Origin of the sequence: Comamonas sp. JNW, assembly GCF_003105075.1 — a bacterium.
Classification (GTDB): Bacteria; Pseudomonadota; Gammaproteobacteria; order Burkholderiales; family Burkholderiaceae_C; genus Comamonas; species Comamonas squillarum.
Genome location: NZ_QETI01000011.1, coordinates 144,097 through 166,880, shown reverse-complemented (window position 1 = coordinate 166,880; position 22,784 = coordinate 144,097). Strand labels below are relative to the sequence as shown.

Below are 22,784 nucleotides of genomic sequence, written 5' to 3'. Positions count from 1 at the left end.
GCAATGATCTTGGCAACCACGCCAGCGCCCACGGTACGGCCGCCTTCGCGAATAGCGAAACGCAGACCTTCTTCCATAGCGATGGGGTTGATCAGCTTGACGGTGATCGACACGTTATCGCCAGGCATCACCATTTCCTTGTCAGCTGGCAGCTCGATGGCGCCGGTCACGTCCGTGGTACGGAAGTAGAACTGAGGACGGTAGTTGTTGAAGAAGGGGGTGTGGCGGCCGCCTTCGTCCTTGCTCAGCACATACACTTCAGCGGTGAAGTGGGTGTGTGGCTTGATCGAGTTAGGCTTGCACAGCACTTGGCCACGCTCCACGTCTTCACGCTTGGTGCCGCGCAGCAGCAGGCCAACGTTGTCACCAGCTTGACCTTGGTCCAGCAGCTTGCGGAACATTTCCACGCCGGTCACGGTGGTCTTGACGGTGTCCTTGATACCGACGATTTCGATTTCTTCGCCGACCTTGATGATACCGCGCTCGATACGGCCGGTCACCACGGTACCACGACCGGAGATGGAGAACACGTCTTCCACGGGCATCAGGAAAGCACCGTCCACAGCGCGCTCTGGCGTTGGGATGTAGGTGTCCAGCGCTTCAGCCAGACGCAGGATAGCGGGTTCACCCTTGTCGGATTGGTCGCCTTCCAGAGCCAGCTTAGCCGAGCCGCGGATGATGGGGGTGTCGTCACCTGGGAAATCGTACTTGTCCAGCAGTTCGCGGACTTCCATTTCCACCAGCTCCAGCAGCTCTTCGTCATCCACCATGTCGCACTTGTTCAGGAACACGATGATGTAAGGCACGCCCACCTGGCGAGCCAGCAGGATGTGTTCACGGGTCTGGGGCATGGGGCCGTCAGCAGCCGAGCAAACCAGAATAGCGCCGTCCATCTGGGCAGCGCCGGTGATCATGTTCTTCACATAGTCGGCGTGACCTGGGCAGTCCACGTGAGCGTAGTGGCGGTTAGCCGTTTCGTACTCAACGTGTGCGGTATTGATGGTGATGCCGCGTGCCTTTTCTTCAGGAGCAGCGTCGATTTCGTCGTACTTCTTGGCTTCGCCGCCGAACTTGGCAGACAGCACGGTTGCGATAGCAGCCGTCAGCGTGGTCTTGCCGTGGTCCACGTGACCAATGGTGCCCACGTTCACGTGCGGCTTGGTGCGCTCGAATTTTCCTTTTGCCATTCTAGACTCCGAAAAAACCTAAACCTAATGGGATATAGCGCAACAAGAACCGTGCGCACTTAAATATGGTGCCCATGGGCAGGATCGAACTGCCGACCTCCCCCTTACCAAGGGGGTGCTCTACCACTGAGCCACATGGGCAATTTTTTCAAATTGCAACAGGATCGCTTTACTGCAGACTGGAGCGGGAGACGGGAATCGAACCCGCGTCATTAGCTTGGAAGGCTAGGGTTCTACCATTGAACTACTCCCGCATCAACCGCGCCAGAAGCGCAATTGCTGCAAAGCTTTCTTCTTCAACCATTTCTGGTGGAGGGGACTGGATTCGAACCAGTGTAGGCGTAAGCCAACAGATTTACAGTCTGCCCCCTTTAGCCACTCGGGCACCCCTCCGAAGAAGAACTAGATTGTAGCATCATTTTTGGCTGTTTTTAGAAACTTCCGATTTCTCGCAAATTTCTTCAAGGGACGCAACCCGAACAAACCCGAAAACAATGCTTCACTCTATATAAAAAGCCCCGAGACCTGAATCTCGAGGCTCTTAACTGGTGCGGCTGGCAGGAATCGAACCCACGACCCCTTGGTTCGTAGCCAAGTACTCTATCCAGCTGAGCTACAGCCGCTAAGCTGCGTATTGTAGGCGGTTTTTGAGTGCCTCAGACGAATCGGCCAGGTTTTTTCAAAAAATCGTGCGAAAACCGGGCGATCCGTCGCAGCGATGGCGCACATGGGGCCTCTTTGGTGCCTGCAGAGACACATAGCAATGCCCAACCAGCGACACGCAAAGGCCTGGTAGCCACCGCTGCGCAACGCCTCCCTCCGCAGAATGCAGCCCCATCTGCAGCCGGGCAACCCAACATCCGCACACCAGCAGCACCCAATAGGCACCAGGCACCAGGCAACAAAAAACCCGCACTGCGGCTCCACAGGCGGGTTGGTGCTGCTCTGGCAGCACACAAAGAAGGCGTTGGTGCGGCTGGCGGGGATCGAACCCACGACCCTTGGCTTCGGAGGCCAATACTCTATCCACTGAGCTACAGCCGCACAAGCTGCAGACGCCAGGCGCTGCAGATCAACCCGCAGATTATGGCATGGCTTGGATGCCCTGGCCGTTCAGTTGTCGCGCGGCATCGCACCTGTTGCCGGCACCACCAGCCTTCAGGCACCCGCAGGCAGCTTGCCGGGGCCAAAGCCCAGGCCTGCCAGATAGGCTTCGACCGCTTTTTCACCCATGCTGCGCAGCGGAAAGTTGCCCTCATTGAGCACCCAGCCATGGATCAGCCCCACAAACAGGGAGTGCAAGCCCAGCGCCGCCTCCTGGGGCGTCATCTGCATCTGCACCCGGTCCCGGCTGGCGGCCTCTTCCAGATCCGCGGCAAATTTGCGCTGCGAGCAGGCAAAACTCTCGACATGGCCTTCGCGCACACTCTCTAGCTCACCGACGTATTCGAGCTTGAACAGCGCCGTGTCAAATACCTTGCGGCGGCGTTCATCCCCATCCATACTGTCGAACACCGCATAGATGGACCGGCGAATGCGGTCTAGCGGTGCGAGGTCACCGTATTTGTCATCACAAATTTCCTCGAAGGGCATGCAAATGCGATCGAGCATCGATGAAAACACATCGACCTTGTCTTTGAAGTGCCAGTACACCGCCCCGCGGGTCGCACCTGCCCGCTGGGCGATTTCGTTGAGTGAGGCGCGCGCAACGCCTTTCTCAAAGAACACCTGTTCTGCCGCATCCAGCAGCTTGATGCGGGTCTCATCTGCCTCTGCTTTGGTACGTCGGGCCATCGCGTGTATTCCGTTCTTGCAAGCACATGACCCCTGTTTGTCAACCCAAAGGCCATGCGTTATTTATCAAATTTCGACAATTATACATTTGCGCATGTATGTATAATCGCGCAGCAATTTCATGGGAATTGAGGATCATCCGCGCCCGGATGTGAGACAAGCCCTAGAGGAACCTCCGGGTTCTCCATCTTTACCATTTCTCATCTACCGAAGGGACTTTCATGCAGCAGATGTATGAAGCAAACCAATCTACCGGGAACCGCCCAGCCGCTACCAGCCCACGCCGCAAAACCGGCGTGCTGGCCCTGACGCTGGTCGCTGCCCTGGTCTTGACCGCCTGCGGCAACAAGAAAGACGAACACGCAGCCCCACAAGGAGGCGCGCCCAAGCCGCCTGAGGTCAGCGTTCTGACGGTGAAGCTGGAGAGCATTCCCGTGGTCTCCGACCTGCCCGGTCGCCTGGAGCCCGTCCGCGTCGCCCAGGTCGGCGCGCGCGTAGCGGGCATCTTGCAAAAGCGTCTGTTCACCGAAGGCTCGGACGTCAAGGCCGGCCAGGTGCTGTTCCAGATCGATAATGCGCCCTACCGGGCCAACTTGGAAAGCGCACAGGCGACTCTGGCCCAGGCCCAGGCTACGCTGGCCCAGGCGGCATCCACCGCCCGCCGCTACAAGCCCCTGGTCGAAGCCAACGCCATCAGCAAGCAGGAATACGACGTTGCCGTCGCCAACGAAAAGGCCGCACAGGCCCAGGTCGCGGCCGGCAAAGCTGCAGTCACCAATGCCAACATCAACCTGGGCTATGCCTCGGTGACGGCTCCGATCTCCGGCCGCATTGGCCGCTCTTTGGTGACCGAAGGCGCGCTGGTGGGCCAAAGCGGTGTGACCGAACTGGCCGTGATTCAGCAGATCAACCCGCTGTATGTGAACGTGACGCAGTCGTCGTCCGACATTCTGCGCATGCGGGAGGCCCTCAAGTCCGGCAAGCTGGCCAAGGCCGGTGACAACGCCGCCAAGGTCATCGTCTACACCGACGACGGCAAGCCCTATGCCCACCCCGGCAAGCTGCTGTTCACCGATCTGACGGTGGACCCAGCCACCGGCCAGGTGAGCGTGCGCGCCGAGCTGCCCAACCCCGAAAACCTGCTGCTGCCGGGCATGTATGTGCGTGTGCACATCCAGGAAGCCCAAGTGGAAAACGCCGTGCTGGTGCCCCAGCAGGCCGTCACCCGCAATGAAAAGGGCAACACCGTGATGGTCGTCGCTGCCGATGGCTCGGTCAGCCCACGGCCGGTGCAGATCAGCCAGTCCAAGGGCACGAATTGGGTGGTCAGCGAAGGCCTCAAGGCGGGCGACCAGGTCATGGTCGATGGCTTCATCAAGCTGGGCATGGGCGCGACGCACGTCACGCCGGTGCCATGGAAGAAACCGAGCGACAAGGCGGCAGCGCCAGCGGCTCCCGCAGCCGGGGCAGCGCCCCAGGCTGAGGCACCCGCGGCGGACAAGCCTGCCGCCTCGCCAGAAGCTGCAGGCAACACCGCCGCCAGCAAATAAACAGGACACAGCGGAATGTCAAAGTTCTTTATTCACAGACCGATTTTTGCCTGGGTGATCGCGATCTTCGTGGTCCTCGCAGGTATCGTGTCCATTACCCGACTGCCGGTGGCGCAGTTCCCGAGTGTGGCTCCGCCCACCATCACGGTGACGGCGACCTACCCTGGCGCAACCGCGCAAACCCTGACTGACTCGGTGCTGCAACTGATCGAGCGGGAAATCAATGGCGCCGAAGGCCTGATGTACATGTCGTCGTCCGCCTCTGCCACCGGCAGCGGCGAGTTGACCGTGACCTTCGAGCCCGGCACCAACCCCGACCTGGCCCAGGTGGATGTGCAAAACCGGCTGGCCCGCGCCACGCCACGCCTGCCCAGCATCGTGCAATCGCTGGGGGTGCGTGTCGACAAGTCGATGAGCAACTTCCTGATGATTCTGACTTTCCAGTCGGACACCGGGGAGACCTCGCGTGACGAAATCTCCGATTACGTCAACCGCAATGTGGTGCCGGAAATCCAGCGCCTGAACGGCGTGGGCAAGGCCCAGCTGTTTGCGGCCGGCCGCGCCATGCGCGTCTGGGTCGATCCTGCCAAGCTGCAGGGCTACAACATGTCGATCGCGCAGATCAATGCCGCGATTGCCGCGCAGAACCAGCAGATCTCCGGCGGCGCGCTGGGCGATACGCCGAGCCTGCCAGGCACCATGATGAACGCCACTATCGTCGTGCCAGGTCAGCTCTCCACGCCCGAAGAGTTCGGCGAGGTGGTGCTGCGCTCCAACTCGGACGGCTCGACCGTGCGCCTCAAGGACGTGGCCCGCGTGGAGCTGGGCTCCGAGAGCTATGCCACCAACTCGCGCCTGGACGGCAAGCCCGCCGTGGCGCTGGCGGTGCAGCTGACCTCGACCGCAAACGCGATGGCCACCGCCAAAGAGGTCTACAGCAAGATGGACGAGCTCGAACCCTTCCTGCCAGCCGGCGTGAAGTGGGCCGCGCCGTATGACACCTCGAAGTTCGTCAAGATCTCGATTGAAAAAGTGCTGCACACGCTGCTCGAAGCCATCGTGCTGGTGTTCATCGTGATGCTGATCTTCCTGCAGAACATCCGCTACACCTTGATCCCGACTATCGTCGTGCCCATTGCGCTGCTCGGGGCCTTTGCGGTGATGTACAGCGTGGGGCTGACCATCAACATTCTGTCGATGTTCGCGATGGTGCTGGTGATCGGTATCGTCGTGGACGATGCGATCGTGGTGGTTGAGAACGTCGAGCGGATCATGTCCGAAGAGGGTTTATCGCCCAAGGAGGCGACGATCAAGGCCATGGGCCAGATCCAGGGCGCCGTGGTCGGTATTACCGTGATTCTGGTGACCGTGTTCATCCCGCTGGCCATGTTCTCGGGCGCGACCGGCAATATCTACCGCCAGTTCTCGCTGGTGATGGCGATCTCGATCTTCTTCTCGGGCTTCTTCGCGCTGACCCTGACGCCTGCGCTGTGCGCCACCATGCTCAAGCCCATTCCCAAGGGCCATGCGCATGACAAGAAGACCGGCCTGCTGGGCCCCTTCTACAACTGGTTCAACCGCATGTTCGGCAAGGCCACCAAGGGCTACCAGAAGACCCTGGTCGGCGTCGTCAAGCGCACTTTCATGGCCTTCCTGGTCTATGCCGCGGTGATCGTCGGTGTGGTGTTTGGCTTCAAGGCGCTGCCCACCGCGTTCCTGCCGGTGGAAGACCAGGGCTATGTGATCTCCCTGGTGCAGCTGCCCCCAGGTGCCACCCAGGAGCGCACCAGCGAGACCATGAAGCAGCTTGAAGACTTTGCCCTGGCGCAACCTGAGACGGCCAACATCGTGAGCATTCTGGGCTTCAGTTTTGCCGGTCAAGCGCAGAACATGGGTCTGGCCTTCACGGTGTTCAAGGACTGGTCAGAGCGCACCGCGCCGGGCTCGGATGCCTCGTCGTTCGCCGGCCGTGCCATGGGCGCGATGATGAGCCTGCGCGATGGTTTCATCTACACCCTGGTGCCGCCGTCGATCTCCGAGCTGGGCAACAGCGATGGCTTTACCTTCCGTCTGCAGGACCGGGGCAACCATGGTCACGCCGAGCTGCTCAAGGCCCGCAATGACCTGATCGCCAAGGCCAGCAAGAGCCCGATTCTGACGGGTATGCGCTTTGACGGTGTGGACGATGCGCCGCAATGGCAGGTCGATATCAACCGCAATGCGGTGTATGCGCAAAAGGTCAGCATGGGCGATATCGCCACCACCTTGTCGACAGCACTGGGCTCGAGCAACTCGACCGACTTCCCGAACAAGGGCTATATGCAGCGCGTGACCATCCAGGCCGACGCCGCCACCCGCATGCAGCCCGAGGACGTGCTGAAGCTGACCGTGCCCAATGCGGACGGCAAGCTGGTCGAGCTCTCAACTCTGGTGACGGCCAAGTGGATCACCGGCCCGATGCAGATGTCGCGCTACAACGGCTATCCGTCGATGAGCATCACCGGCCAGGCCAAGCCCGGCTACACCACCGGTGACGCGATGGCAGAGATGGAAAAACTCTCGGCCGAGCTGCCCCAAGGCTTTGGCTATGAGTGGACCGGCCAGTCGCTGGACGAAAAGAAAGCCGGCTCGTCGGCGATGATCCTGTACGCGTTCTCGATCCTGGCGGTGTTCCTCTGCCTGGCAGCGCTGTATGAGAGCTGGAGCATTCCGCTGGCCGTGCTGCTGGTGGTGCCGCTCGGTGTGTTGGGCGCCGTTGCCGGTATGCACCTGCGTGGCATGCCCAACGACATCTACTTCCAGGTGGCGCTGATCACCGTGATCGGCTTGTCTGCGAAGAACGCCATCTTGATTGTGGAGTTCGCCAAGGACCTGCACGACCAGGGCATGAGTGCGCTCGATGCGGCGCTCGAAGCCGGTCACCTGCGTTTCCGCCCGATCCTGATGACCTCGCTCGCGTTCATCCTGGGTGTGGTGCCGCTGTACATCGCCTCGGGCGCCAGCGCCGTGAGCCAGCACGAGATCGGCACCGGCGTGTTCTGGGGCATGATCATCGGCACCTTCCTGGCCGTGTTCCTGGTGCCGGTGTTCTTTGTCGAGGTCTTCCGTCTGTTCGGCCGCAAGGGCGAGCAGAACCAGGGACCGCAAGGCAGCCCGCCCGCGCCGCATTCGCCTGATCGCGGACATGACGCCGTTCTGTCTGCCAATGTGGGGAAAGGAACCCACCATGAATAAGAAACTGATCCCAACCGTTTTGGCTGCAGCGCTGCTGGCCTCGGGCTGCTCGCTGATTCCCTCACTGGACAAGCCCGCCAGCCCGGTGGCGGCGCAGTACCCGGTGGCCACGGAAGAGACGCAGCAGGCCGCTGCCGATATTCCCTGGCAGAACTTCTTCACCGATACGCGCCTGCAGCAGCTGATCCAGACCGCGCTGGACAACAACCGTGACCTGCGCGTGGCGGTGCTCAACATCGCCCAGGCCCGTGCGCTCTACCAGATCCAGGACGCCCAGCGCTTTCCGGAAGTGGGCGTCTCGGGTGCGGCCTCGCGCCAGCGCAGCCAGATCACTGGCGGCTATGCGAATGCCTTCAGCGTAGGTGTCGGCATCCAGAGCTGGGAGATTGACTTCTTTGGCCGCATCAGCAGCCTCAAGGAGCAGGCTCTGGCCCAGTACCTGGCCACCGAAGAAGGCCGCAAGTCAGCCCAGATCAGCCTGGTGGCCTCGGTTGCCAATGCCTGGCTGACCCTGCAGGCCGACGAGGAGCTGATCGACATCTCGCGCCGCACCTTGGAGACGCGTGAGGAATCGATCAAGCTGTCCAAGCTGCGCCTCGATGCCGGTGTGGCCTCGGAGCTGGACTACCGCCAGGCCCAGTCGCTGACGGAAAACGCCAAGGCCACCTTGGCCCAGCAACTGCGCCAGCGCGCGCTGGACGTCAACGCCCTGACCTTGCTGCTGGGCCAGACGCCACCGGCCGAGCTGCTGACCAGCCTGCAGGGCAAGCGCCTGACCGATCTGCCGGTGATGGCCGATGTACCAGCGGGCCTGCCCTCGGACCTGATGCTGCGCCGCCCCGACCTGCGCCAGGCCGAGCAGACCATGATCGCCGCCAATGCCAACATTGGCGCGGCGCGTGCGCTGTTCTACCCGGCGATCTCGCTGACGGCCAGCGCCGGCTTTGCCAGCTCCGAGCTGTCCGACCTGTTCGACTCTAAGTCCAAGGGCTTCACGATCGCGCCTTCGCTGTACCTGCCGATCTTCAATGCCGGCCGCAACCAGGCCAACCTGGAAGTGGCGCAGGTGCAGACCCAGATTGCGGCTGCGCAGTATGAGAAGGCCATCCAGACGGCGTTCCGCGAAGTGTCGGATGCCCTCGTCAGCCGCCAGACGCTGTCCGACCAGCTGCAGTCGCAGCAAGCCCAGGTCGAGGCCGAGTCGGCACGCCTGAAGCTGTCGGACCTGCGCTACAAGAATGGCGTGGCCAGCTACCTGGACCTGCTCGATGCGCAGCGCTCGCTGTTCACCTTGCAGCAAGCCGTGGTGCAAGTGCGCCTGACCCAGCTGCAAAACCAGGTCGGCCTGTACAAGGCACTGGGTGGCGGCTGGACCGATCCGGCACCGGCCGACACTGTCGCACAGGCGGCCCCGACTGCTGGCAAACCATAGGTTCCTGCCCGCGACTGCGGCCCCACAATGGCTTGCCAGACCTGCTGGCAAGCCATTTTTTTATGCGCGCGCGGTGCAACTGTGGTTGTTTACCTGCAGGTATTTGCCCGGAGGCCCTGCCAAAAAACCCGTCGATATAATGATTTTGGCCTCTGCACGATGAACAACAAGCCCACAGAGAATTTGAGGAAGCCATGAGCGACATCCAGCAAGAAGAAGCACATACAGGCCCCGTCAAATCACCCAAGCAATTTTTGTGGACGGTGATCTTTGCTTTTGTGATCCCGGTATTTGCCATCATTGGCCTGGTGACCTTTGTGACCTCGGCCAACAAATCCGGCCCTGGCGCGGCCGATAACGCAGGATCCATCGAAAGCCGGCTGCAAAAAGTGGGCTCGGTCGAAATACGCGACGCCAACCGCCCCCTCAAATCCGGCCAGGAGGTCTACCAGGCGCAGTGCGCCACCTGCCATGCCACCGGCGCCGCCGGCGCCCCCAAGTTTGAAGATGCTGCTGCCTGGGCGCCGCGCATCAAGACCGGCCTGGAAGCGCTGTTGCACTCGGCCCTGGCCGGCAAGGGCGCCATGGCCCCGCAAGGCGGCGGTGACTTTGAAGACACCGAAATCGCGCGCGGCGTGGTCTACATGGCCAATGCTGCAGGCGCCAAGTTTGACGAACCCCAGCGCCCGGCCTCTGCCAGCGCCGATGCGGCGGGCAGTGCCACCCCCGCCACTGCTGCTGCGGCTGCACCGGCTGCCACTAGTGCCCCTGCTGCGGCAGCCTCCGAGCCAGCAGCGGCCGTAGCCGCAGCGCCCGCAGCCGCTGCTCCCACAGCCAACGCCGCCGCCAATGGCAAGGCGCTGTATGACAAGGCCTGCTTTGTCTGCCATGCCGCTGGTGTGGCAGGCGCGCCCAAGTTCGGTGACAAGGCCGCCTGGGCACCCTATATCGCCCAGGGCATCGACAGCATGGTGAAGATTGCCATCAGCGGCAAGGGCGCAATGCCCCCGCGCGGCGGCTCCAGCGCATCGGATGAAGAGATCCATGCGGCGGTGCAGTACATGGTGGAGCAAGCGCAGTAACCAAGCCGCCCACCGCGCGACCTAAAAGATCAAGCCTGGCCCGCCGCCTTCAGCGCAGCGGGCGAGCGCACAAAGCCATAGCGCTTTTCCAGCAGCACGCTGGCCACTTCGGTCGGCTCGGGCAGCAGGCCCTGCTCGAGGGCCTGCGACACATCCAGCACATCCTGCGTATGCACAATGCCCAGCCCCTGGTCCGTGTGCAGGTAGACGGCGCCTTGCTCATCGGCCAGCACGGCCTGCACCTGCGCAGGCGCCAGCACGGCGCCGGTATGCGCATGCAGATGCAGCGCGCCATCGCGCCACTGCGCACGCCAGACCCAGGGCGTAGCCTCCAGCTCCACAAACACCTGCTGCGGGCCATTCTGGAAATACCAGCAGCCCTGGGCATCGGCGAGGTAATTGCGGGCAATGAACTGCGCGAGCTTGTCGTGCTCCACCCGCGAGCCCTTGGCGCCTGGCAGGCCACTGGTAAAAGCACCGGCGGCCTGGGCCTGCGCATCGCGCAGCCACCAGTTGCCGCGCGCATCCAGCGCCAGCCAGCCCCAGCAGGCGGGCACGTTGGGCCATTTGGCCATGGCTTGTTTCACGATATCGTCCATCTGCTGATCCTACTGCATGCGCTGACGCCGGCATGCCGGTCATGCGCCCCTCAGACCGTCAATAATCGCTGACAATGGGCCGCTGCCAGATCGGTAACAATGGCGGCTCTGAACATGGCGAGGAGCCCTCATGAACGCATGGAAACGATTTCTGGTGGTAGCAGCCGCAGCGCTGGCACTGACGGGCTGCGGCTATAACGATTTTCAACGGCTGGACGAAGAATCCACCGCCGCCTGGAGCGAGGTGCTGAGCCAGTACCAGCGCCGTGCGGATCTGGTGCCCAACATCGTGGCCTCCGTCAAGGGTGAGGCCAACTTCGAGCAGGACACGCTCACCAAGGTGATCGAAGCGCGGGCCAAGGCCACCTCGATCCAGGCCACGCCCGAGCTGGTGAACAACCCCGAGGCTTTCAACAAGTTCCAGCAGGCCCAGGGCGAGCTGTCGAGCGCGCTGTCGCGCCTGATGGTGGTCTCGGAGCGCTACCCCGAGCTCAAGGCGAACCAGGCTTTCCGCGATCTGCGCGTGACGCTGGAAGGTACAGAAAACCGCATTGCCGTGGCGCGGGACCGCTATATCGGCACCGTCAAGGCCTACAACATCAAGGCCCGCGTGTTCCCCACCAACCTGACGGCCAAGGTCTTTGGCTACCAGCCCAAGGCCAATTTCACGGTGCAGAACGAGGCCCAGATTTCCCAGCCGCCTAGCGTCGACTTCTCGTCCGAGCGGAAGTAAGCGCATGGCCCGGATGCCCGCTTGGCGCCCGCCGCTGGCCTGGGTGCTGGCCCTGGCAGTGGCCGTGCTGCTGCCCTGGCTCAGCGCGCCAGCGCGCGCTGCCGTGCAGCCGGTGCCCGCACTCAGCGCCCATGTGATCGACCAGACCGCCACCTTGAGCGCGCAGGACCAGGCCCAGCTCGAAGCGCAGCTGACGGCGCTGGAGCGCGACACCGGCGCGCAGGTCGTGGTGCTGATGGTCGCCAGCACCAGCCCCGAAGACATTGCCGCCTATGCCCAGCGCGTGGCCAGCACCTGGAAGATTGGCCGCAAGGAGGTGGGCGATGGCCTGCTGGTGCTGGTGGCCAAGGAAGACCGGCGCATGCGCATCGAGGTCGCCAAGACCTTGGAAGGCGCGATTCCCGACCTGCGCGCTGCGCGCATCATTGACCAGACGATGGCACCGGCTTTCCGCGCCGGCAACTTTGCCGCCGGCATTGGCGACAGCCTGGCCCAGATCAGCGCGCTGATCAAGGGCGAGGCGCTGCCGCCGCCCCGCAGCACGCCCCCCGCCCGCAACCAAGCGTCGTCGGCCTTGCCCGATGACCCGGCGCAGCTGCTGCTGTTCTTCTTTATCTTTGTGATGGTGGGCGGCAGCGTGTTGCGCAGCATGCTGGGCCGCGCGCTGGGCTCGCTGGCCACCGGCGGCGCAGCTGGCCTGGTAGCGGCCTGGCTCACCTCCAGCGTGCTGCTGGGCATTGGCGCTGGCGTTGCTGCGCTCTTTGTGGTCTTGCTGGCCGGCACCATGCGAGGGGGCAGCTCGATCGGCGGCGGTGGCGGTGGCTTTGGCGGCGGAGGCGGCTTTGGCGGAGGCGGCTTTGGCGGGGGTGGATTTGGCGGCGGCGGCGGTGGAGGCGGCGGATTCAGCTCCGGCGGCGGCGGCAATTTTGGGGGCGGTGGCGCCTCGGGGAGTTGGTGATGGGCCATTGGTTGCAACGCTGGGGCAGGCAACTGCGCCACCGCTTTCTGGAGCGCGATGCCTCCCATGCCTTGCCCGATGACGCAAGGCAGCGCCTGGCGCAGGCCATCGCGGCATCGGAGGCCAGGCACAGCGGCCAGATCCGCGTCTATGTGGAAAGCGCCCTGCCCTGGAGCTATATCCGCCGCGATGCGCCCGCGCGCGAGCGCGCGGTGATGCAGTTTGGCAAGCAGCGCGTCTGGGATACCGAGCACAACAATGGCGTGCTCATCTACCTGCTGCTGACCGACCATGCGATCGAGATCGTCGCCGACCGGGCCGTCTCGCGCTGCGTCAGCGGCCCGCAGTGGCAGGCGATGGTCGACAGCCTGGCTAACGACCTGCGCAGCGGCCAGTACGAAAAGGCCTTGCTGGCGGCCATTGGCCAGGTTTCGCACCATCTGGAGCAGCAGTTCCCACGCGGCGCCGCACCCTCGGCGGCAGGTAACGAACTCGATAACCAGCCGCTGATCGGCTGAACCAGCAGGCCGATTTCGGCCCGCAAGGCAGATGGGGTAGCCGATATAAATGATAATGCGCAATCAATATCATTTGATACGCCTTTCGCCCGCCCTTCTCGCCTGCCTGCTCCATGTCCTCCGACACCCCCATCCTCCCCCGCAGCCCTGCTGCCGGTCTGCCGGGCGCCAGCCGCCTGCAATCGATTGACGCCCTGCGCGGCCTGGTCATCCTCTTCATGCTGATCGACCATGTGCGCGAGACCTTCTACCTGCACCACCAGGTGCCCGACCCGATGGATGTCTCCGCCACCGCACCGGAGCTGTTCTTCAGCCGCTTGCTTGCCCACCTGTGCGCGCCGGTGTTTGTGCTGCTCACGGGCCTGTCGGCCTTTTTGTACGGCAGCAAGTACGAAGATGGGCGCGCGGCGGCCTCGGGCTTTCTGTTCAAGCGCGGGCTGTTTCTGGTGCTGCTGGAGGTGACCGTGGTCAACTTTGCCTGGACCTTCCAGTTCCCGCCCACCAAGATCTTCCTGCAAGTGATCTGGGCCATTGGCCTGTCGATGCTGATGCTGTCGGCCCTGGTGTGGCTACCGCGCCGCCTGATCATTCCACTGGGCCTGCTGCTGGTGGCCGGCCACAATCTGCTCGACCACCTGCACTTTGCGCCCGACCATGCGCTGCACACGCTGTGGGCCGTGCTGCATGACCGGGGCTGGATCGAGGTGAGCGAGACCCTGCGCCTGCGCACCTCTTACCCCCTGCTGCCCTGGATCGGCGTGATCGCCCTGGGCTATGCGATGGGCCCCTGGTTTGCCAAGGGTGCCGATGCACTGCAGCGCCAGCGCCGCCTTTTGACCTGGGGCCTGGGCCTGTTGGTGGGTTTTGTGCTGCTGCGTGCCGCCAACGTCTATGGCGACAAGCCCTGGGTGGTGGGCGATTCGTTCCTCGTGAGCGCCATGGGCTTTTTGAACATCACCAAGTACCCGCCATCCCTCTTGTTTCTGGCGCTGACCCTGGGCATCGGCCTGCTGCTGCTGCGCGCCTTTGAGCGCCGGCCACAGATGCGCTGGCTGGCACCGCTGACGGTGTTTGGCGCCGCGCCGATGTTCTTTTATGTGCTGCACCTCTATGTGCTCAAGTTTCTCTACCTGGGCGCGCAGGCGATCTGGGGCAACAACCAGGGCGAGCTGTTCGGCTTTGGTTCGATGTGGATGGTCTGGCTCAGCACCCTCGCCCTGGGCGTTGCGCTCTACCCGCCGGTCAAGGCCTTTGCCGCGTTCAAGGCCCGCCGGCGCGATATTGCCTGGCTCAAGTACCTGTAAGCCGCCGTGATAGCTTAAGCCGCAGGGCCCGCGCCGCTGCGGCAATCCTTGCACTGGCCGTACAAGGTGATCTCATGGCCCTCCACCAGAAAGCCCGGCGGTGCCATGCCCTTGAGGTCGCCCGGGCAGGCCTGGATATCAAACACCCGCCGGCAGCTGTTGCACTGGAAGTGGTGGTGGTGGTCGTGCGTGGCCGGCTCATACAGCGGCAGGCCACCGGGCAAGGTGACCACGCGCAGCAGGCCCTCTTCGGTCATCAACTTGAGGTTGCGGTAGACGGTCGCAATGCCCAAGGCCGGCAGCGCAGCACCCGCGATCTCCAACACCTCTTGGGGTGAGAGTGGACGGCCTTGCGATGCAAAGGCATCGGCGATGGCGGCGCGCTGGCGGGTAGGACGTTGCATGGTCTGACAGGGGCGTTCCGAAGAACGGATGGGCAATCGGGGGAGCGCCCATCATAGCCGCTTGGGCTGCGGCCTGCAGCCAGGCAGCCCTGGCGGGCAGGCGCTGCATCGCTGGCCGCCAATGCCCTCCTTTGCCCTCCTTTGCCCTCCTTTGCCCTCCTTTGCCCTCCTTGGCCGCGCTAGCGCCTCAGAAAATCTGCAACGGCATCTCCGCCAGCAGCCGCACCTGGTTCACATTGAGCTCACCCTGGGTTTGGTTGGCCCGGTGCACGCCGTAGCGCAGCTGCAGCGCCAGCCCCTTGGCCTGGCCTTGCTGCACGGTGTAGCGCAGCAGCATGTCGCGCTCCCAGTGGCGGCCGCCACGGCCGCTGGCGCCCAGGTAGTTGGCGTACACGCTGCCGGCGCGGCTGTAGTCAATGCCCGAGCCGCGTGTATAGGCGACGCCCGCGCGCAGGCCCGGTGTCAGCCACTGGCCCAGATCGGCCTCGTACTTGAGCTGCCAGGACGCCTCATGCGGCGCATTGAAGTCCGACAGCTGCATCGCGTTGTCCAGCCAGATGGAGCCCCGGTTGACATAGTCGAACGGCGTATCGCCATCGACCTTCTGGTAGCCCAGGCCCAGCTGGTGCATGCCGGCCGCATAGGTCGCCATCAGGCTCCAGGTCAGGTTGTCCACCCGACCGGCCTTGGCCGCGCCGGTGTCCTTGTTGCGGTACAGGTTCAGGCTCAGCGAGAGGCTTTGCTTCTCGGCCAGCGCCTTTTTGTAGACGCCGCCCAGGTACCAGGTGTTCCAGACATCCTCGTATTGACCGACGTAGCTCGACAGGCTCAGCCCGCTCCAGGGCGTAGTCCAGCTGCCGCCGGCAAAGCTGAAGGCATCGCCTTGCACGCCCGAGTAATTGGCCAGCAGGGGCTGGCCGTTCTTGCGCGCATTGCGGTCGGCCCAGCGGGTAAAGCGACCGGCCTGCAGCGTCAGCTGCGCAATATCGTCGCTGCTTATCTGCCAGCCCCGGTTGGTCTCGGGCAGCAGGCGGGTGTCGGACGAGTGGAAGATCGGGTTCTTGGTGCGCATCTCACCCACCTTCAGCTCGGTCGACGACCAGCGCAGCTTGAGCGCCGCCCCTGCGCGGCCAAAGCTGTCCTGCAGGTCCGTGCCGTCCTTGGCGATATAGCGCGGGTTGCTGCGCACCTTGTCGGCCTCCGAGCCCAGGTTGATGCCGCCATAGGCATGCGCATCCAGCCCCAGGCCAACCACCCCCTGCGTGTAGCCCGAGCTGAAGTTCATCATCAGCCCATAGGCCGCTTCGGCGGCCTTGTCCGAGCGCGCGCCGCCCGACACCACGCGCGTGCTGTCACCGTGCCGGTAGTCCAGCTGCTCATAGACCATGCGGTTGACCATGCCCAGGCTCGCACCCTCGATCAAGCCCTTGGCCTCGTCCTGCGCGCCGGCCTGTGCCTGGCCACCCATCACAGCCAGCAAGGCCAGGCCGCTCGCCCGGGCGATCCATGTGAAATTGTTCATTGTCTTGTGTCGCTAATAATCACTGCAGCCATTCAGCGCGGCGCCGAGGCGCGGCTGACGATGTCCTTGAAGCGTTGCTGCGCACGCTCGGGCACCTCGGCGGGCACCTGCAGGCCGGGCAGCGGCGCATCGCCCACCTGCACCAGCATCACCATGCCCATCGCGTAATGGGGCAGGCACTGCACGCCATAGAGGCCCGGGGCATCAAAGCTGACCTCGATCTCCTCGTTGATCTTGCCCTTGAAGGGCTTGGCACCGGCGGGCGCCATGCCCGGGATGCTGACCGCATCGTGACCGCTGCTGCTAGCCAGGAACTTGACCTTGTCGCCCGGCTTGATCTGCAAAAACTCGGGCTCATAGGTCATTGCGCCGGTGGCGCTGCGGTTGCGCATCTTGACTTCAAAAGTCTCTGCGCCCGCCTGGCTGCACAGCAAGGCGCTCAACACAACAGGTAGCCAGATTCGGTGGTTCAGGGTGGGCATATCGGCTCACAGTCAGGAAGAAGAAAGCGGGCGAAAACGCAGCACGCGGCTGCCGTCCCAGGGGTCGACCAGCGCGCTGGCCTCGACGCGAAAAACTTGCGCCAGCAGCGCGGCATCGAGCACCTGCTCGGGCCTGCCCAGCGCAACGAGCCGGCCTTGCTGCATGACGGCCAGCCGGTCGCAGGCCAGCGCCTGGTTCAGGTCATGCAGGGCCACGACCTTGGTGACGGGCAGGCTGCGGATCAAGGCCATCAGCGACAGCTGCTGGTGGATATCGAGGTGGTTGCAGGGCTCATCGAGCAGCAGCACACCGGGCTGCTGCGCCAGCGCGCGTGCGATGTGTACGCGCTGGCGCTCGCCGCCCGAGAGGCTGTGCCAGGCGCTGTGGCGGCGGTCCGCCATGCCCACGGCATCGAGGGCCTGCTGCACGGCCTCCCAGTCCTGCGCGGCAAAAGGCTGCAGCGCCGACAGCCAGGGCGTGCGCCCTAGCGCCACCGCGTCTTCGACGCTGATGGCATCCTGCGTCTCGGCCATCTGCGCCACCAGGGCCAGCTCACGCGCAACGGCGCGGCGCCCCCTCTTGTGCAGCGGCTGGCCCTGCAGCAGCACCTGGCCCTCGTTGGGCCGGATCACACCGGCGAGCAAGCGCAGCAGGCTGGATTTGCCCGAGCCGTTGGGGCCGATCAGCCCCAGCATTTCGTGGCGCTGCACCGGCAGGCTGAGCTGCTCGACAACCGGCCGGCCCTGCAGGCGCAGGCCCAGCGCACAGGCCTGCAACACGGGTTGATCCGCCTTGACCACAGCTGCCGCCGTCATCCGCGCCTCCGCTGGCTTTGGAGCAGGATGACGGCAAACACCGGCGCCCCGACCAGGGCGGTGATGACGCCAATGGGCAGCACCTGGCCCCGGATCAGGGTGCGCGAGAGAACATCGGCGGCGATCAGAAACACCGCGCCCATCATCGCGCTGGCAGGCACCAGTCGCCGGTGGCTGACGCCGACCAGCATGCGCGCGGCATGTGGAATCACCAGGCCGACAAAGCCGATCGCGCCAACGATGGAGACCATGACGGCCGTCATCAGCGCCGCGGCCAGCAGCAGCACCAGTTGCACACGGCGCACCGGCACGCCCAGCGCGGCCGCCGATTCGCTGCCAAAGGTGAAGGCATCGAGCGCGCGCGTATGCAGCAGGCACAGCAGCAAACCGGTGATCGCGATGCAGGCCGTGAGCACGGTATCGGGCCAGCGCACGCCGCTCAGGCTGCCCAGCAGCCAGAACATGATGCCCCGGGCCTGCTCGGCACTGCCCGACTTGGTGATGATGAGCGAGGTCAGCGCATTGAACAGCTGCGAGCCCGCAATGCCGGCCAGCACAATCTGGCCGCTGTTGCGCAGCCCGCCGCTGCCGGCGGCGTGGGCCAGCAGGGCGACCAGTGCAAATGCGCAGAGCGCGCCAAAAAAGGCGCCCACGGTCATCGAGATGGCGCCCGCGCCGATGCCCACGACGGTCACCAGCACTGCGCCGGTGGAGGCCCCGGCAGAGATGCCGAGCAAATAGGGTTCGGCCAGCGCATTGCGCAGCAGCGATTGCAAAATGACGCCCGAGACCGCCAGGCCCGCGCCGCAGCTGGCCGCCACCAGCGCGCGGGGCAGGCGGTAGTTCCAGACAATGCCCTGGCTGATGGGATCGATGGCGTAGTGGGCACCGGCCAGCTTGTTGGCCAGCACCTGCAGCACCAGGCTGGGCGACAGCGCCGTCTCGCCAATGGTGATGCCCAGCGCCACGCTCAGCAGCATCGCCAGTGCCGCGCCCAGGCACCAGGCGGCCCCATGCAGCGGCCTGCGCAGCGCCGATGGGCGCGCTGATGCCGTTGCCACCATCATGCAGAGCCTTGCATCAGCGGCTGATCAACGCGCGGCCGCTGGGCCGAGCTTGCGTACCGCATCGCTGATCTGCTCCATGCCATCGACCAGGCGGATCGAGCCTTGCAGCGCATCGGCATCAACAATGACGATGCGGTTGTTCTTGACCGCATCCATGTGCTGGGTGACCGGGTCCATCTTCAGAAACTCCAGCTTCTTTTGGTAGTCGTCCGCAGGGAAGCGGCGGCGGTCCATGCGGGCGATCACCAGGACCGAGGGGTTGGCCTTGGCAATCGTCTCCCAGCCCACGGTGGGCCATTCTTCGGACGAGTCGACGATATTGCGCAGGCCCAAGGTCTGCAGCATGTAGCCGGCAACGCCATTCTTACCAGCCATATACGGGTCGATGGCCAGATCGGCGCTGGAGAACCACAGCGCAGCCGAGAGGTTCGGCTGCTGCGCCGCCTGGACCTTGGCGACCGCTTTGGCCTGGCGCTCGCGCAGGTCCTTGACCAGGCGCTCGCCCTGGGGCTGCACATCAAAGAGCTGCGCCAGTTGCGTGATGCTCTTGTAGAGCGCCTGCACATCGTAGGCCGCGGTGCGGGTGCCATCGGCGCCCTTGAGGTTGTTCTTGCCTTCACAGTCGGAGGGCATCGCATAGGTGGCAATGCCCAGGTCATGGAACTGCTCGCGCGTGCCCACGACGCCGTCCTTGCCGACCATCCACTCGAACTGCGACACCACCAGTGCCGGGCGCTTGCCGATCACCGACTCGAAGCTCGGGTCGTTGTCCGCAAGGCGTGGCACCTTGTCATTGATCGCCTTGAACTGGGGCAGCACGGCGTTGAACCACAGCGAGGTGCCCACCAGCTTGTCGCCCAGACCCAGCGCATACAGCATCTCGGTGCCGGCCTGGCCGATGGTGACGACCGAGGCGGGCGCCTGCTTGAGGGACACCGCGTAGCCGCAGTTGTGCAGCTGCATCGGATAAGGGGCAGCCCAGGCGGACAGCGAGGTGAATACACAGGTAGCCAACAGGGCAGGCAGCGCAAAACGGCGAACAGGCATCGGAATCGTCTCTCCAGGTAGAGGCTGGGCATGCGGGCCGTGCGAGCCGATCCGGTGCGGGGCGCTGCCCGGTGGAGCCAGGACAGGCTTGCGCAGACGAGACGCTGCTCACCGCCCGGACACCCCGCCGGTCATGATCAAAACACACGCACATCCGCCATGAATGGGTTTGCATCACCGGTGTTTGCGATGTTCGCCTTGCAGCGCGCAAACCGGTGGCATGCCTGTTTCTCTGTGCAAACCAGGGGCTTGCCAGTGGGTTGTGAATGCATGACCTTGGCAGGTCTCCTGACTGGCCGGTCTGCGCAGACCATCGCCTTCCCGAACCGCAGTTCAGTGGCGCATGGATGGCCTGCTCGTGGCCTACAGTTGCGGGGGCAGTTCCGTTTGGGGCGCTGGCTGCCGGCTCGCGCTCCCTGGATTCCCTCATGCCCCGGCACCCTGCCGTGCGCATGTTCTTGCGAAACCAAAGTGGCTGTACTGTAGCCGATTTACAGGGCCTGCATGCTAAGCTGCAGGCCGTTTGATGGCCATGAACCACCCACCCACTACACCCAGCGCATACGGCATCCGCCGCGTTGAACATCTCGCGCCGGTGGCGGCCTTTTTGCAGGCGGCGCGCCAGACCATGTTCGGCGATCGGGTCGATACCAACACGCCGCAGGCCGACCTGCGCGACTTTGCCTCGGTCTACGCATCGCCCGGCGGCTGCATGCTGGCGGCCTGGCAGGGCGACAGCGTCATCGGCAGCATTGCCTACCGCGCCTATGACGGGCGCTTTGCCCATCTGACCGTGCCCAGTGCAGGCACCGCCGAGGTGGTGCGCCTGTATGTGGATCCGGCCTGGCGCCGGCAAGGCCTGGCTGGCGTGCTGTTCGCGCAGCTGCGTCAGCGGGCGCTGCAGCAGGGTGTGCAGCGGCTCTACCTGCACACGCATCCTTTTTTGCCAGGCGCGCAAACCTTCTGGCAGCGCCAGGGTTTTATCACCCTGCACCAGGATGCCGACCCGCTGTGGCAAACCATCCATATGCAGCAGGTGCTGCAGACGGGGCCTGCTCCGACGCATCCGGTACGGGCGTAAAAAAACCACCGCATGCGGTGGTTTTCCTGTGGCAGTTGCGCAAACAGCGGATCAGCGCTTCTTGCGGTATTTTTGCAGGGCGGCAATCTGGGCGGCCATGACGGACAGCTCGGATTGGGCCTTGGCCAGGTCAAGCTCGCCCTTGGCGTTCTTGAGGGCTTCTTCAGCCTTTTGCTTGGCTTCAACCGCTTTTTGCTCGTCCAGGTCCTTGCCGCGCACAGCGGTGTCGGACAGCACGGTCACGCAGTCGGGTTGCACTTCGAGAATGCCACCAGCCACGAAGATGAACTCTTCGCCGCCGTCGGCCTTCTCAATGCGCACCGAACCCGGCTTGATGCGGGTGATCAACGGCGTGTGGCGGGCGTAGATACCGAGTTCGCCCATTTCACCAGGCAAAGCCACAAAGCGGGCTTCGCCGGAGAAGATGGATTCTTCAGCACTGACCACATCAACGTGGAAGGTGTTCATCTTTGATCCTCAGAGTGAAAAAGAAACTAGTTTGCGAGCAGGGCTGCGTGCGGCAGCCCGTTCTGCAAAGCTTAGATCTTCTTCGCCTTCTCGATGGCTTCGTCGATCGTGCCAACCATGTAGAAGGCTTGCTCGGGCAGGTGGTCGCACTCGCCGTTGACGATCATCTTGAAGCCGCGGATGGTTTCCGACAGCGGCACGTACTTGCCTGGAGCGCCCGTGAACACTTCAGCAACGTGGAAAGGCTGCGACAGGAAACGCTGGATCTTGCGAGCGCGGGCCACGACGAGCTTGTCTTCGGGAGCCAGTTCGTCCATACCCAGAATCGCAATGATGTCGCGCAGTTCGGTGTAGCGCTGCAGGGTACCCTGCACCTGGCGGGCGACCGAGTAGTGCTCTTCACCGACCACTTGGGGGTCCAGCTGGCGGCTGGTCGACGCCAGGGGGTCCACCGCAGGGTAGATACCCAGCGAAGCAATGTCACGCGACAGCGCCACGGTGGAGTCCAAGTGGGCGAAGGTCGTTGCTGGCGATGGATCGGTGTAATCGTCCGCTGGCACGTAGACGGCCTGGATCGAGGTGATCGAGCCCACCTTGGTCGAGGTGATACGCTCTTGCAGACGGCCCATTTCTTCGGCCAGCGTAGGCTGGTAGCCCACGGCCGAAGGCATACGGCCCAGCAGTGCGGACACTTCGGTACCGGCCAGCGTGTAGCGGTAGATGTTGTCCACGAAGAACAGCACGTCCTTGCCTTCGTCACGGAACGCTTCAGCCATGGTCAGGCCGGTCAGCGCCACGCGCAGACGGTTTCCTGGTGGCTCGTTCATCTGGCCGTACACCATGGCAACCTTCGAGTCGTTGAGCGACTCCTGGTTCACCACACCGGCGTCCGACATTTCGTGGTAGAAGTCGTTACCTTCACGGGTACGCTCACCCACGCCAGCGAACACGGACAGACCGCTGTGCGCCTTGGCGATGTTGTTGATGAGCTCCATCATGTTCACGGTCTTGCCCACACCGGCACCACCGAACAGACCGACCTTACCGCCCTTGGCGAACGGGCACACCAGGTCAATCACCTTGATGCCGGTTTCCAGCAGTTCCTGTGCAGGGGCCAGCTCGTCATAAGCGGGCGCCTTGCGGTGGATGGAAGCGGTCAAGGTCTGGTCCACAGGACCGCGTTCGTCGATGGGGTTACCCAGCACGTCCATGATGCGGCCAAGGGTTGCCTTGCCCACGGGCACGGTGATCGCCTTGCCGGTGTTGGTGACCATCAGGCCACGCTTGATACCGTCCGACGAGCCCAGCGCAATGGTACGCACCACGCCGTCGCCCAGCTGCTGCTGCACTTCCAGCGTCAGGGCAGTGCCTTCGAGCTTCAGTGCGTCATACACGTTAGGCACGCTGCCGTGGGGGAACTCAACGTCCACCACCGCACCGATACATTGAACAATCTTGCCTTGTACTTGAGCCATTTGTTGCTCCAATATTGATTTCAGTCGAGCT

Annotated in this window: 20 protein-coding genes, 5 tRNA genes and 1 riboswitch; of the genes, 9 read left to right on the top strand and 16 right to left on the bottom strand. The window is 63.7% G+C overall.

Annotated features, from left to right (window positions below; all coding sequences use genetic code 11):
* From tuf to DCO45_RS16580, 7 genes are all read right to left on the bottom strand, one after another.
* A partial coding sequence (gene tuf, locus DCO45_RS16610) for an elongation factor Tu (RefSeq protein WP_116926819.1) occupies nt 1-1,187 on the bottom strand: 1,187 nt, incomplete at its 3' end.
* A gap of 66 nt (nt 1,188-1,253) precedes the next feature.
* A tRNA-Thr gene (locus tag DCO45_RS16605) sits at nt 1,254-1,328 on the bottom strand.
* A 39-nt stretch (nt 1,329-1,367) separates the two neighbouring features.
* Nucleotides 1,368-1,441, bottom strand: a tRNA-Gly gene (locus DCO45_RS16600).
* Between the two features lie 53 nt (nt 1,442-1,494).
* Nucleotides 1,495-1,580, bottom strand: a tRNA-Tyr gene (locus DCO45_RS16595).
* A gap of 153 nt (nt 1,581-1,733) precedes the next feature.
* Nucleotides 1,734-1,810: transfer RNA gene (locus DCO45_RS16590), tRNA-Arg, on the bottom strand.
* A gap of 345 nt (nt 1,811-2,155) precedes the next feature.
* Nucleotides 2,156-2,231: transfer RNA gene (locus DCO45_RS16585), tRNA-Arg, on the bottom strand.
* 114 nt (nt 2,232-2,345) lie between these two features.
* Entirely contained in the window at nt 2,346-2,981 is a 636-nt protein-coding gene (locus DCO45_RS16580) for a TetR family transcriptional regulator (RefSeq protein WP_116926847.1), read from the bottom strand.
* 230 nt (nt 2,982-3,211) lie between these two features.
* On the opposite strand from DCO45_RS16580, the gene DCO45_RS16575 reads away from it, so the two are divergent.
* The 4 genes from DCO45_RS16575 to DCO45_RS16560 all read left to right on the top strand — a co-directional run bounded on the left by DCO45_RS16575 (nt 3,212) and on the right by DCO45_RS16560 (nt 10,279).
* On the top strand, nt 3,212-4,531 hold the full coding sequence (locus DCO45_RS16575; protein WP_116926863.1) for an efflux RND transporter periplasmic adaptor subunit: 1,320 nt from the start codon (nt 3,212-3,214) through the stop codon (nt 4,529-4,531).
* Between the two features lie 15 nt (nt 4,532-4,546).
* Entirely contained in the window at nt 4,547-7,765 is a 3,219-nt protein-coding gene (locus tag DCO45_RS16570) for an efflux RND transporter permease subunit (protein WP_116926846.1), read from the top strand.
* Entirely contained in the window at nt 7,758-9,197 is a 1,440-nt protein-coding gene (locus tag DCO45_RS16565; protein ID WP_116926845.1) for an efflux transporter outer membrane subunit, read from the top strand. Before DCO45_RS16570 ends, DCO45_RS16565 begins: the two co-directional genes overlap by 8 nt.
* A 194-nt stretch (nt 9,198-9,391) precedes the next feature.
* Nucleotides 9,392-10,279: a c-type cytochrome gene (locus DCO45_RS16560; RefSeq protein ID WP_116926844.1), complete on the top strand. Its 888-nt coding sequence runs from the start codon at nt 9,392-9,394 to the stop codon at nt 10,277-10,279.
* A gap of 29 nt (nt 10,280-10,308) precedes the next feature.
* On the opposite strand, the gene DCO45_RS16555 is transcribed toward DCO45_RS16560, so the two are convergent.
* The gene (locus DCO45_RS16555) at nt 10,309-10,878 is read right to left on the bottom strand and encodes a DUF2946 family protein (RefSeq protein WP_116926843.1); all 570 of its coding nucleotides are present in this window, start codon (nt 10,876-10,878) and stop codon (nt 10,309-10,311) included.
* Nucleotides 10,879-11,008: 130 nt separating this feature from the next.
* Between DCO45_RS16555 and DCO45_RS16550 the strand changes: the two genes are divergently transcribed.
* From DCO45_RS16550 to DCO45_RS16535, 4 genes are all read left to right on the top strand, one after another.
* Complete coding sequence (locus DCO45_RS16550; RefSeq protein ID WP_021027151.1) at nt 11,009-11,611, top strand: LemA family protein; 603 nt, start codon at nt 11,009-11,011, stop codon at nt 11,609-11,611.
* Nucleotides 11,612-11,624: 13 nt separating this feature from the next.
* On the top strand, nt 11,625-12,569 hold the full coding sequence (locus DCO45_RS16545; protein ID WP_243419389.1) for a TPM domain-containing protein: 945 nt from the start codon (nt 11,625-11,627) through the stop codon (nt 12,567-12,569).
* A complete protein-coding gene (locus tag DCO45_RS16540; RefSeq protein WP_116926841.1) occupies nt 12,569-13,087 on the top strand; it encodes a TPM domain-containing protein in 519 nt (172 codons plus the stop codon). Before DCO45_RS16545 ends, DCO45_RS16540 begins: the two co-directional genes overlap by 1 nt.
* Before the next feature lie 113 nt (nt 13,088-13,200).
* The gene (locus DCO45_RS16535) at nt 13,201-14,391 is read left to right on the top strand and encodes a DUF1624 domain-containing protein (RefSeq protein ID WP_116926840.1); all 1,191 of its coding nucleotides are present in this window, start codon (nt 13,201-13,203) and stop codon (nt 14,389-14,391) included.
* Nucleotides 14,392-14,405: 14 nt separating this feature from the next.
* Here DCO45_RS16535 and DCO45_RS16530 read toward each other — a convergent pair whose 3' ends face one another.
* The 6 genes from DCO45_RS16530 to DCO45_RS16505 all read right to left on the bottom strand — a co-directional run bounded on the left by DCO45_RS16530 (nt 14,406) and on the right by DCO45_RS16505 (nt 19,729).
* Complete coding sequence (locus tag DCO45_RS16530; RefSeq protein ID WP_116926839.1) at nt 14,406-14,795, bottom strand: transcriptional repressor; 390 nt, start codon at nt 14,793-14,795, stop codon at nt 14,406-14,408.
* A 187-nt stretch (nt 14,796-14,982) separates the two neighbouring features.
* Nucleotides 14,983-16,317 carry an OprD family outer membrane porin gene (locus DCO45_RS16525; protein WP_116926838.1) on the bottom strand — a complete coding sequence of 445 codons (1,335 nt, stop codon included), beginning with the start codon at nt 16,315-16,317 and terminating at the stop codon, nt 14,983-14,985.
* 32 nt (nt 16,318-16,349) lie between these two features.
* On the bottom strand, nt 16,350-16,799 hold the full coding sequence (locus tag DCO45_RS16520; RefSeq protein WP_116926837.1) for a pseudoazurin: 450 nt from the start codon (nt 16,797-16,799) through the stop codon (nt 16,350-16,352).
* Nucleotides 16,800-16,811: 12 nt separating this feature from the next.
* Nucleotides 16,812-17,615: an ABC transporter ATP-binding protein gene (locus tag DCO45_RS16515; RefSeq protein ID WP_116926836.1), complete on the bottom strand. Its 804-nt coding sequence runs from the start codon at nt 17,613-17,615 to the stop codon at nt 16,812-16,814.
* Nucleotides 17,612-18,682, bottom strand: a complete 1,071-nt coding sequence (locus DCO45_RS16510) for an iron ABC transporter permease (RefSeq protein WP_116926835.1) — start codon at nt 18,680-18,682, stop codon at nt 17,612-17,614. The genes DCO45_RS16515 and DCO45_RS16510 overlap by 4 nt, the downstream gene beginning before the upstream one ends.
* A gap of 24 nt (nt 18,683-18,706) precedes the next feature.
* Nucleotides 18,707-19,729 carry an ABC transporter substrate-binding protein gene (locus tag DCO45_RS16505; protein WP_116926834.1) on the bottom strand — a complete coding sequence of 341 codons (1,023 nt, stop codon included), beginning with the start codon at nt 19,727-19,729 and terminating at the stop codon, nt 18,707-18,709.
* Nucleotides 19,730-19,989: 260 nt separating this feature from the next.
* Nucleotides 19,990-20,215: riboswitch (cobalamin riboswitch) on the bottom strand.
* 46 nt (nt 20,216-20,261) lie between these two features.
* Between DCO45_RS16505 and DCO45_RS16500 the strand changes: the two genes are divergently transcribed.
* Nucleotides 20,262-20,810 (top strand): GNAT family N-acetyltransferase, encoded by a 549-nt coding sequence (locus DCO45_RS16500; protein ID WP_116926862.1) that lies wholly within the window; start codon nt 20,262-20,264, stop codon nt 20,808-20,810.
* A gap of 51 nt (nt 20,811-20,861) precedes the next feature.
* Here the strand turns inward: DCO45_RS16500 and DCO45_RS16495 are convergent, their stop codons facing one another.
* Both DCO45_RS16495 and atpD read right to left on the bottom strand, forming a co-directional pair.
* Complete coding sequence (locus DCO45_RS16495) at nt 20,862-21,278, bottom strand: F0F1 ATP synthase subunit epsilon (RefSeq protein ID WP_021025621.1); 417 nt, start codon at nt 21,276-21,278, stop codon at nt 20,862-20,864.
* A gap of 71 nt (nt 21,279-21,349) precedes the next feature.
* Entirely contained in the window at nt 21,350-22,753 is a 1,404-nt protein-coding gene (gene atpD / locus DCO45_RS16490) for a F0F1 ATP synthase subunit beta (protein WP_116926833.1), read from the bottom strand.
* Nucleotides 22,754-22,784: the final 31 nt, after the last annotated feature.

What these genes read in the sequence shown, in the direction of transcription:
- DCO45_RS16505 (WP_116926834.1), bottom strand. Translation starts at nt 19,729, where the DNA reads ATGCCTGTTCGCCGTTTTGCGCTGCCTGCCCTGTTGGCTACCTGTGTA.
- DCO45_RS16550 (WP_021027151.1), top strand. Translation starts at nt 11,009, where the DNA reads ATGAACGCATGGAAACGATTTCTGGTGGTAGCAGCCGCAGCGCTGGCA.
- DCO45_RS16530 (WP_116926839.1), bottom strand. Translation starts at nt 14,795, where the DNA reads ATGCAACGTCCTACCCGCCAGCGCGCCGCCATCGCCGATGCCTTTGCA.
- DCO45_RS16555 (WP_116926843.1), bottom strand. Translation starts at nt 10,878, where the DNA reads ATGGACGATATCGTGAAACAAGCCATGGCCAAATGGCCCAACGTGCCC.
- DCO45_RS16575 (WP_116926863.1), top strand. Translation starts at nt 3,212, where the DNA reads ATGTATGAAGCAAACCAATCTACCGGGAACCGCCCAGCCGCTACCAGC.
- DCO45_RS16545 (WP_243419389.1), top strand. Translation starts at nt 11,625, where the DNA reads ATGCCCGCTTGGCGCCCGCCGCTGGCCTGGGTGCTGGCCCTGGCAGTG.
- DCO45_RS16500 (WP_116926862.1), top strand. Translation starts at nt 20,262, where the DNA reads ATGAACCACCCACCCACTACACCCAGCGCATACGGCATCCGCCGCGTT.
- DCO45_RS16560 (WP_116926844.1), top strand. Translation starts at nt 9,392, where the DNA reads ATGAGCGACATCCAGCAAGAAGAAGCACATACAGGCCCCGTCAAATCA.
- DCO45_RS16515 (WP_116926836.1), bottom strand. Translation starts at nt 17,615, where the DNA reads ATGACGGCGGCAGCTGTGGTCAAGGCGGATCAACCCGTGTTGCAGGCC.
- DCO45_RS16540 (WP_116926841.1), top strand. Translation starts at nt 12,569, where the DNA reads ATGGGCCATTGGTTGCAACGCTGGGGCAGGCAACTGCGCCACCGCTTT.
- DCO45_RS16495 (WP_021025621.1), bottom strand. Translation starts at nt 21,278, where the DNA reads ATGAACACCTTCCACGTTGATGTGGTCAGTGCTGAAGAATCCATCTTC.
- DCO45_RS16525 (WP_116926838.1), bottom strand. Translation starts at nt 16,317, where the DNA reads ATGAACAATTTCACATGGATCGCCCGGGCGAGCGGCCTGGCCTTGCTG.
- atpD (WP_116926833.1), bottom strand. Translation starts at nt 22,753, where the DNA reads ATGGCTCAAGTACAAGGCAAGATTGTTCAATGTATCGGTGCGGTGGTG.
- DCO45_RS16570 (WP_116926846.1), top strand. Translation starts at nt 4,547, where the DNA reads ATGTCAAAGTTCTTTATTCACAGACCGATTTTTGCCTGGGTGATCGCG.
- DCO45_RS16580 (WP_116926847.1), bottom strand. Translation starts at nt 2,981, where the DNA reads ATGGCCCGACGTACCAAAGCAGAGGCAGATGAGACCCGCATCAAGCTG.
- DCO45_RS16565 (WP_116926845.1), top strand. Translation starts at nt 7,758, where the DNA reads ATGAATAAGAAACTGATCCCAACCGTTTTGGCTGCAGCGCTGCTGGCC.
- DCO45_RS16510 (WP_116926835.1), bottom strand. Translation starts at nt 18,682, where the DNA reads ATGATGGTGGCAACGGCATCAGCGCGCCCATCGGCGCTGCGCAGGCCG.
- DCO45_RS16520 (WP_116926837.1), bottom strand. Translation starts at nt 16,799, where the DNA reads ATGCCCACCCTGAACCACCGAATCTGGCTACCTGTTGTGTTGAGCGCC.
- DCO45_RS16535 (WP_116926840.1), top strand. Translation starts at nt 13,201, where the DNA reads ATGTCCTCCGACACCCCCATCCTCCCCCGCAGCCCTGCTGCCGGTCTG.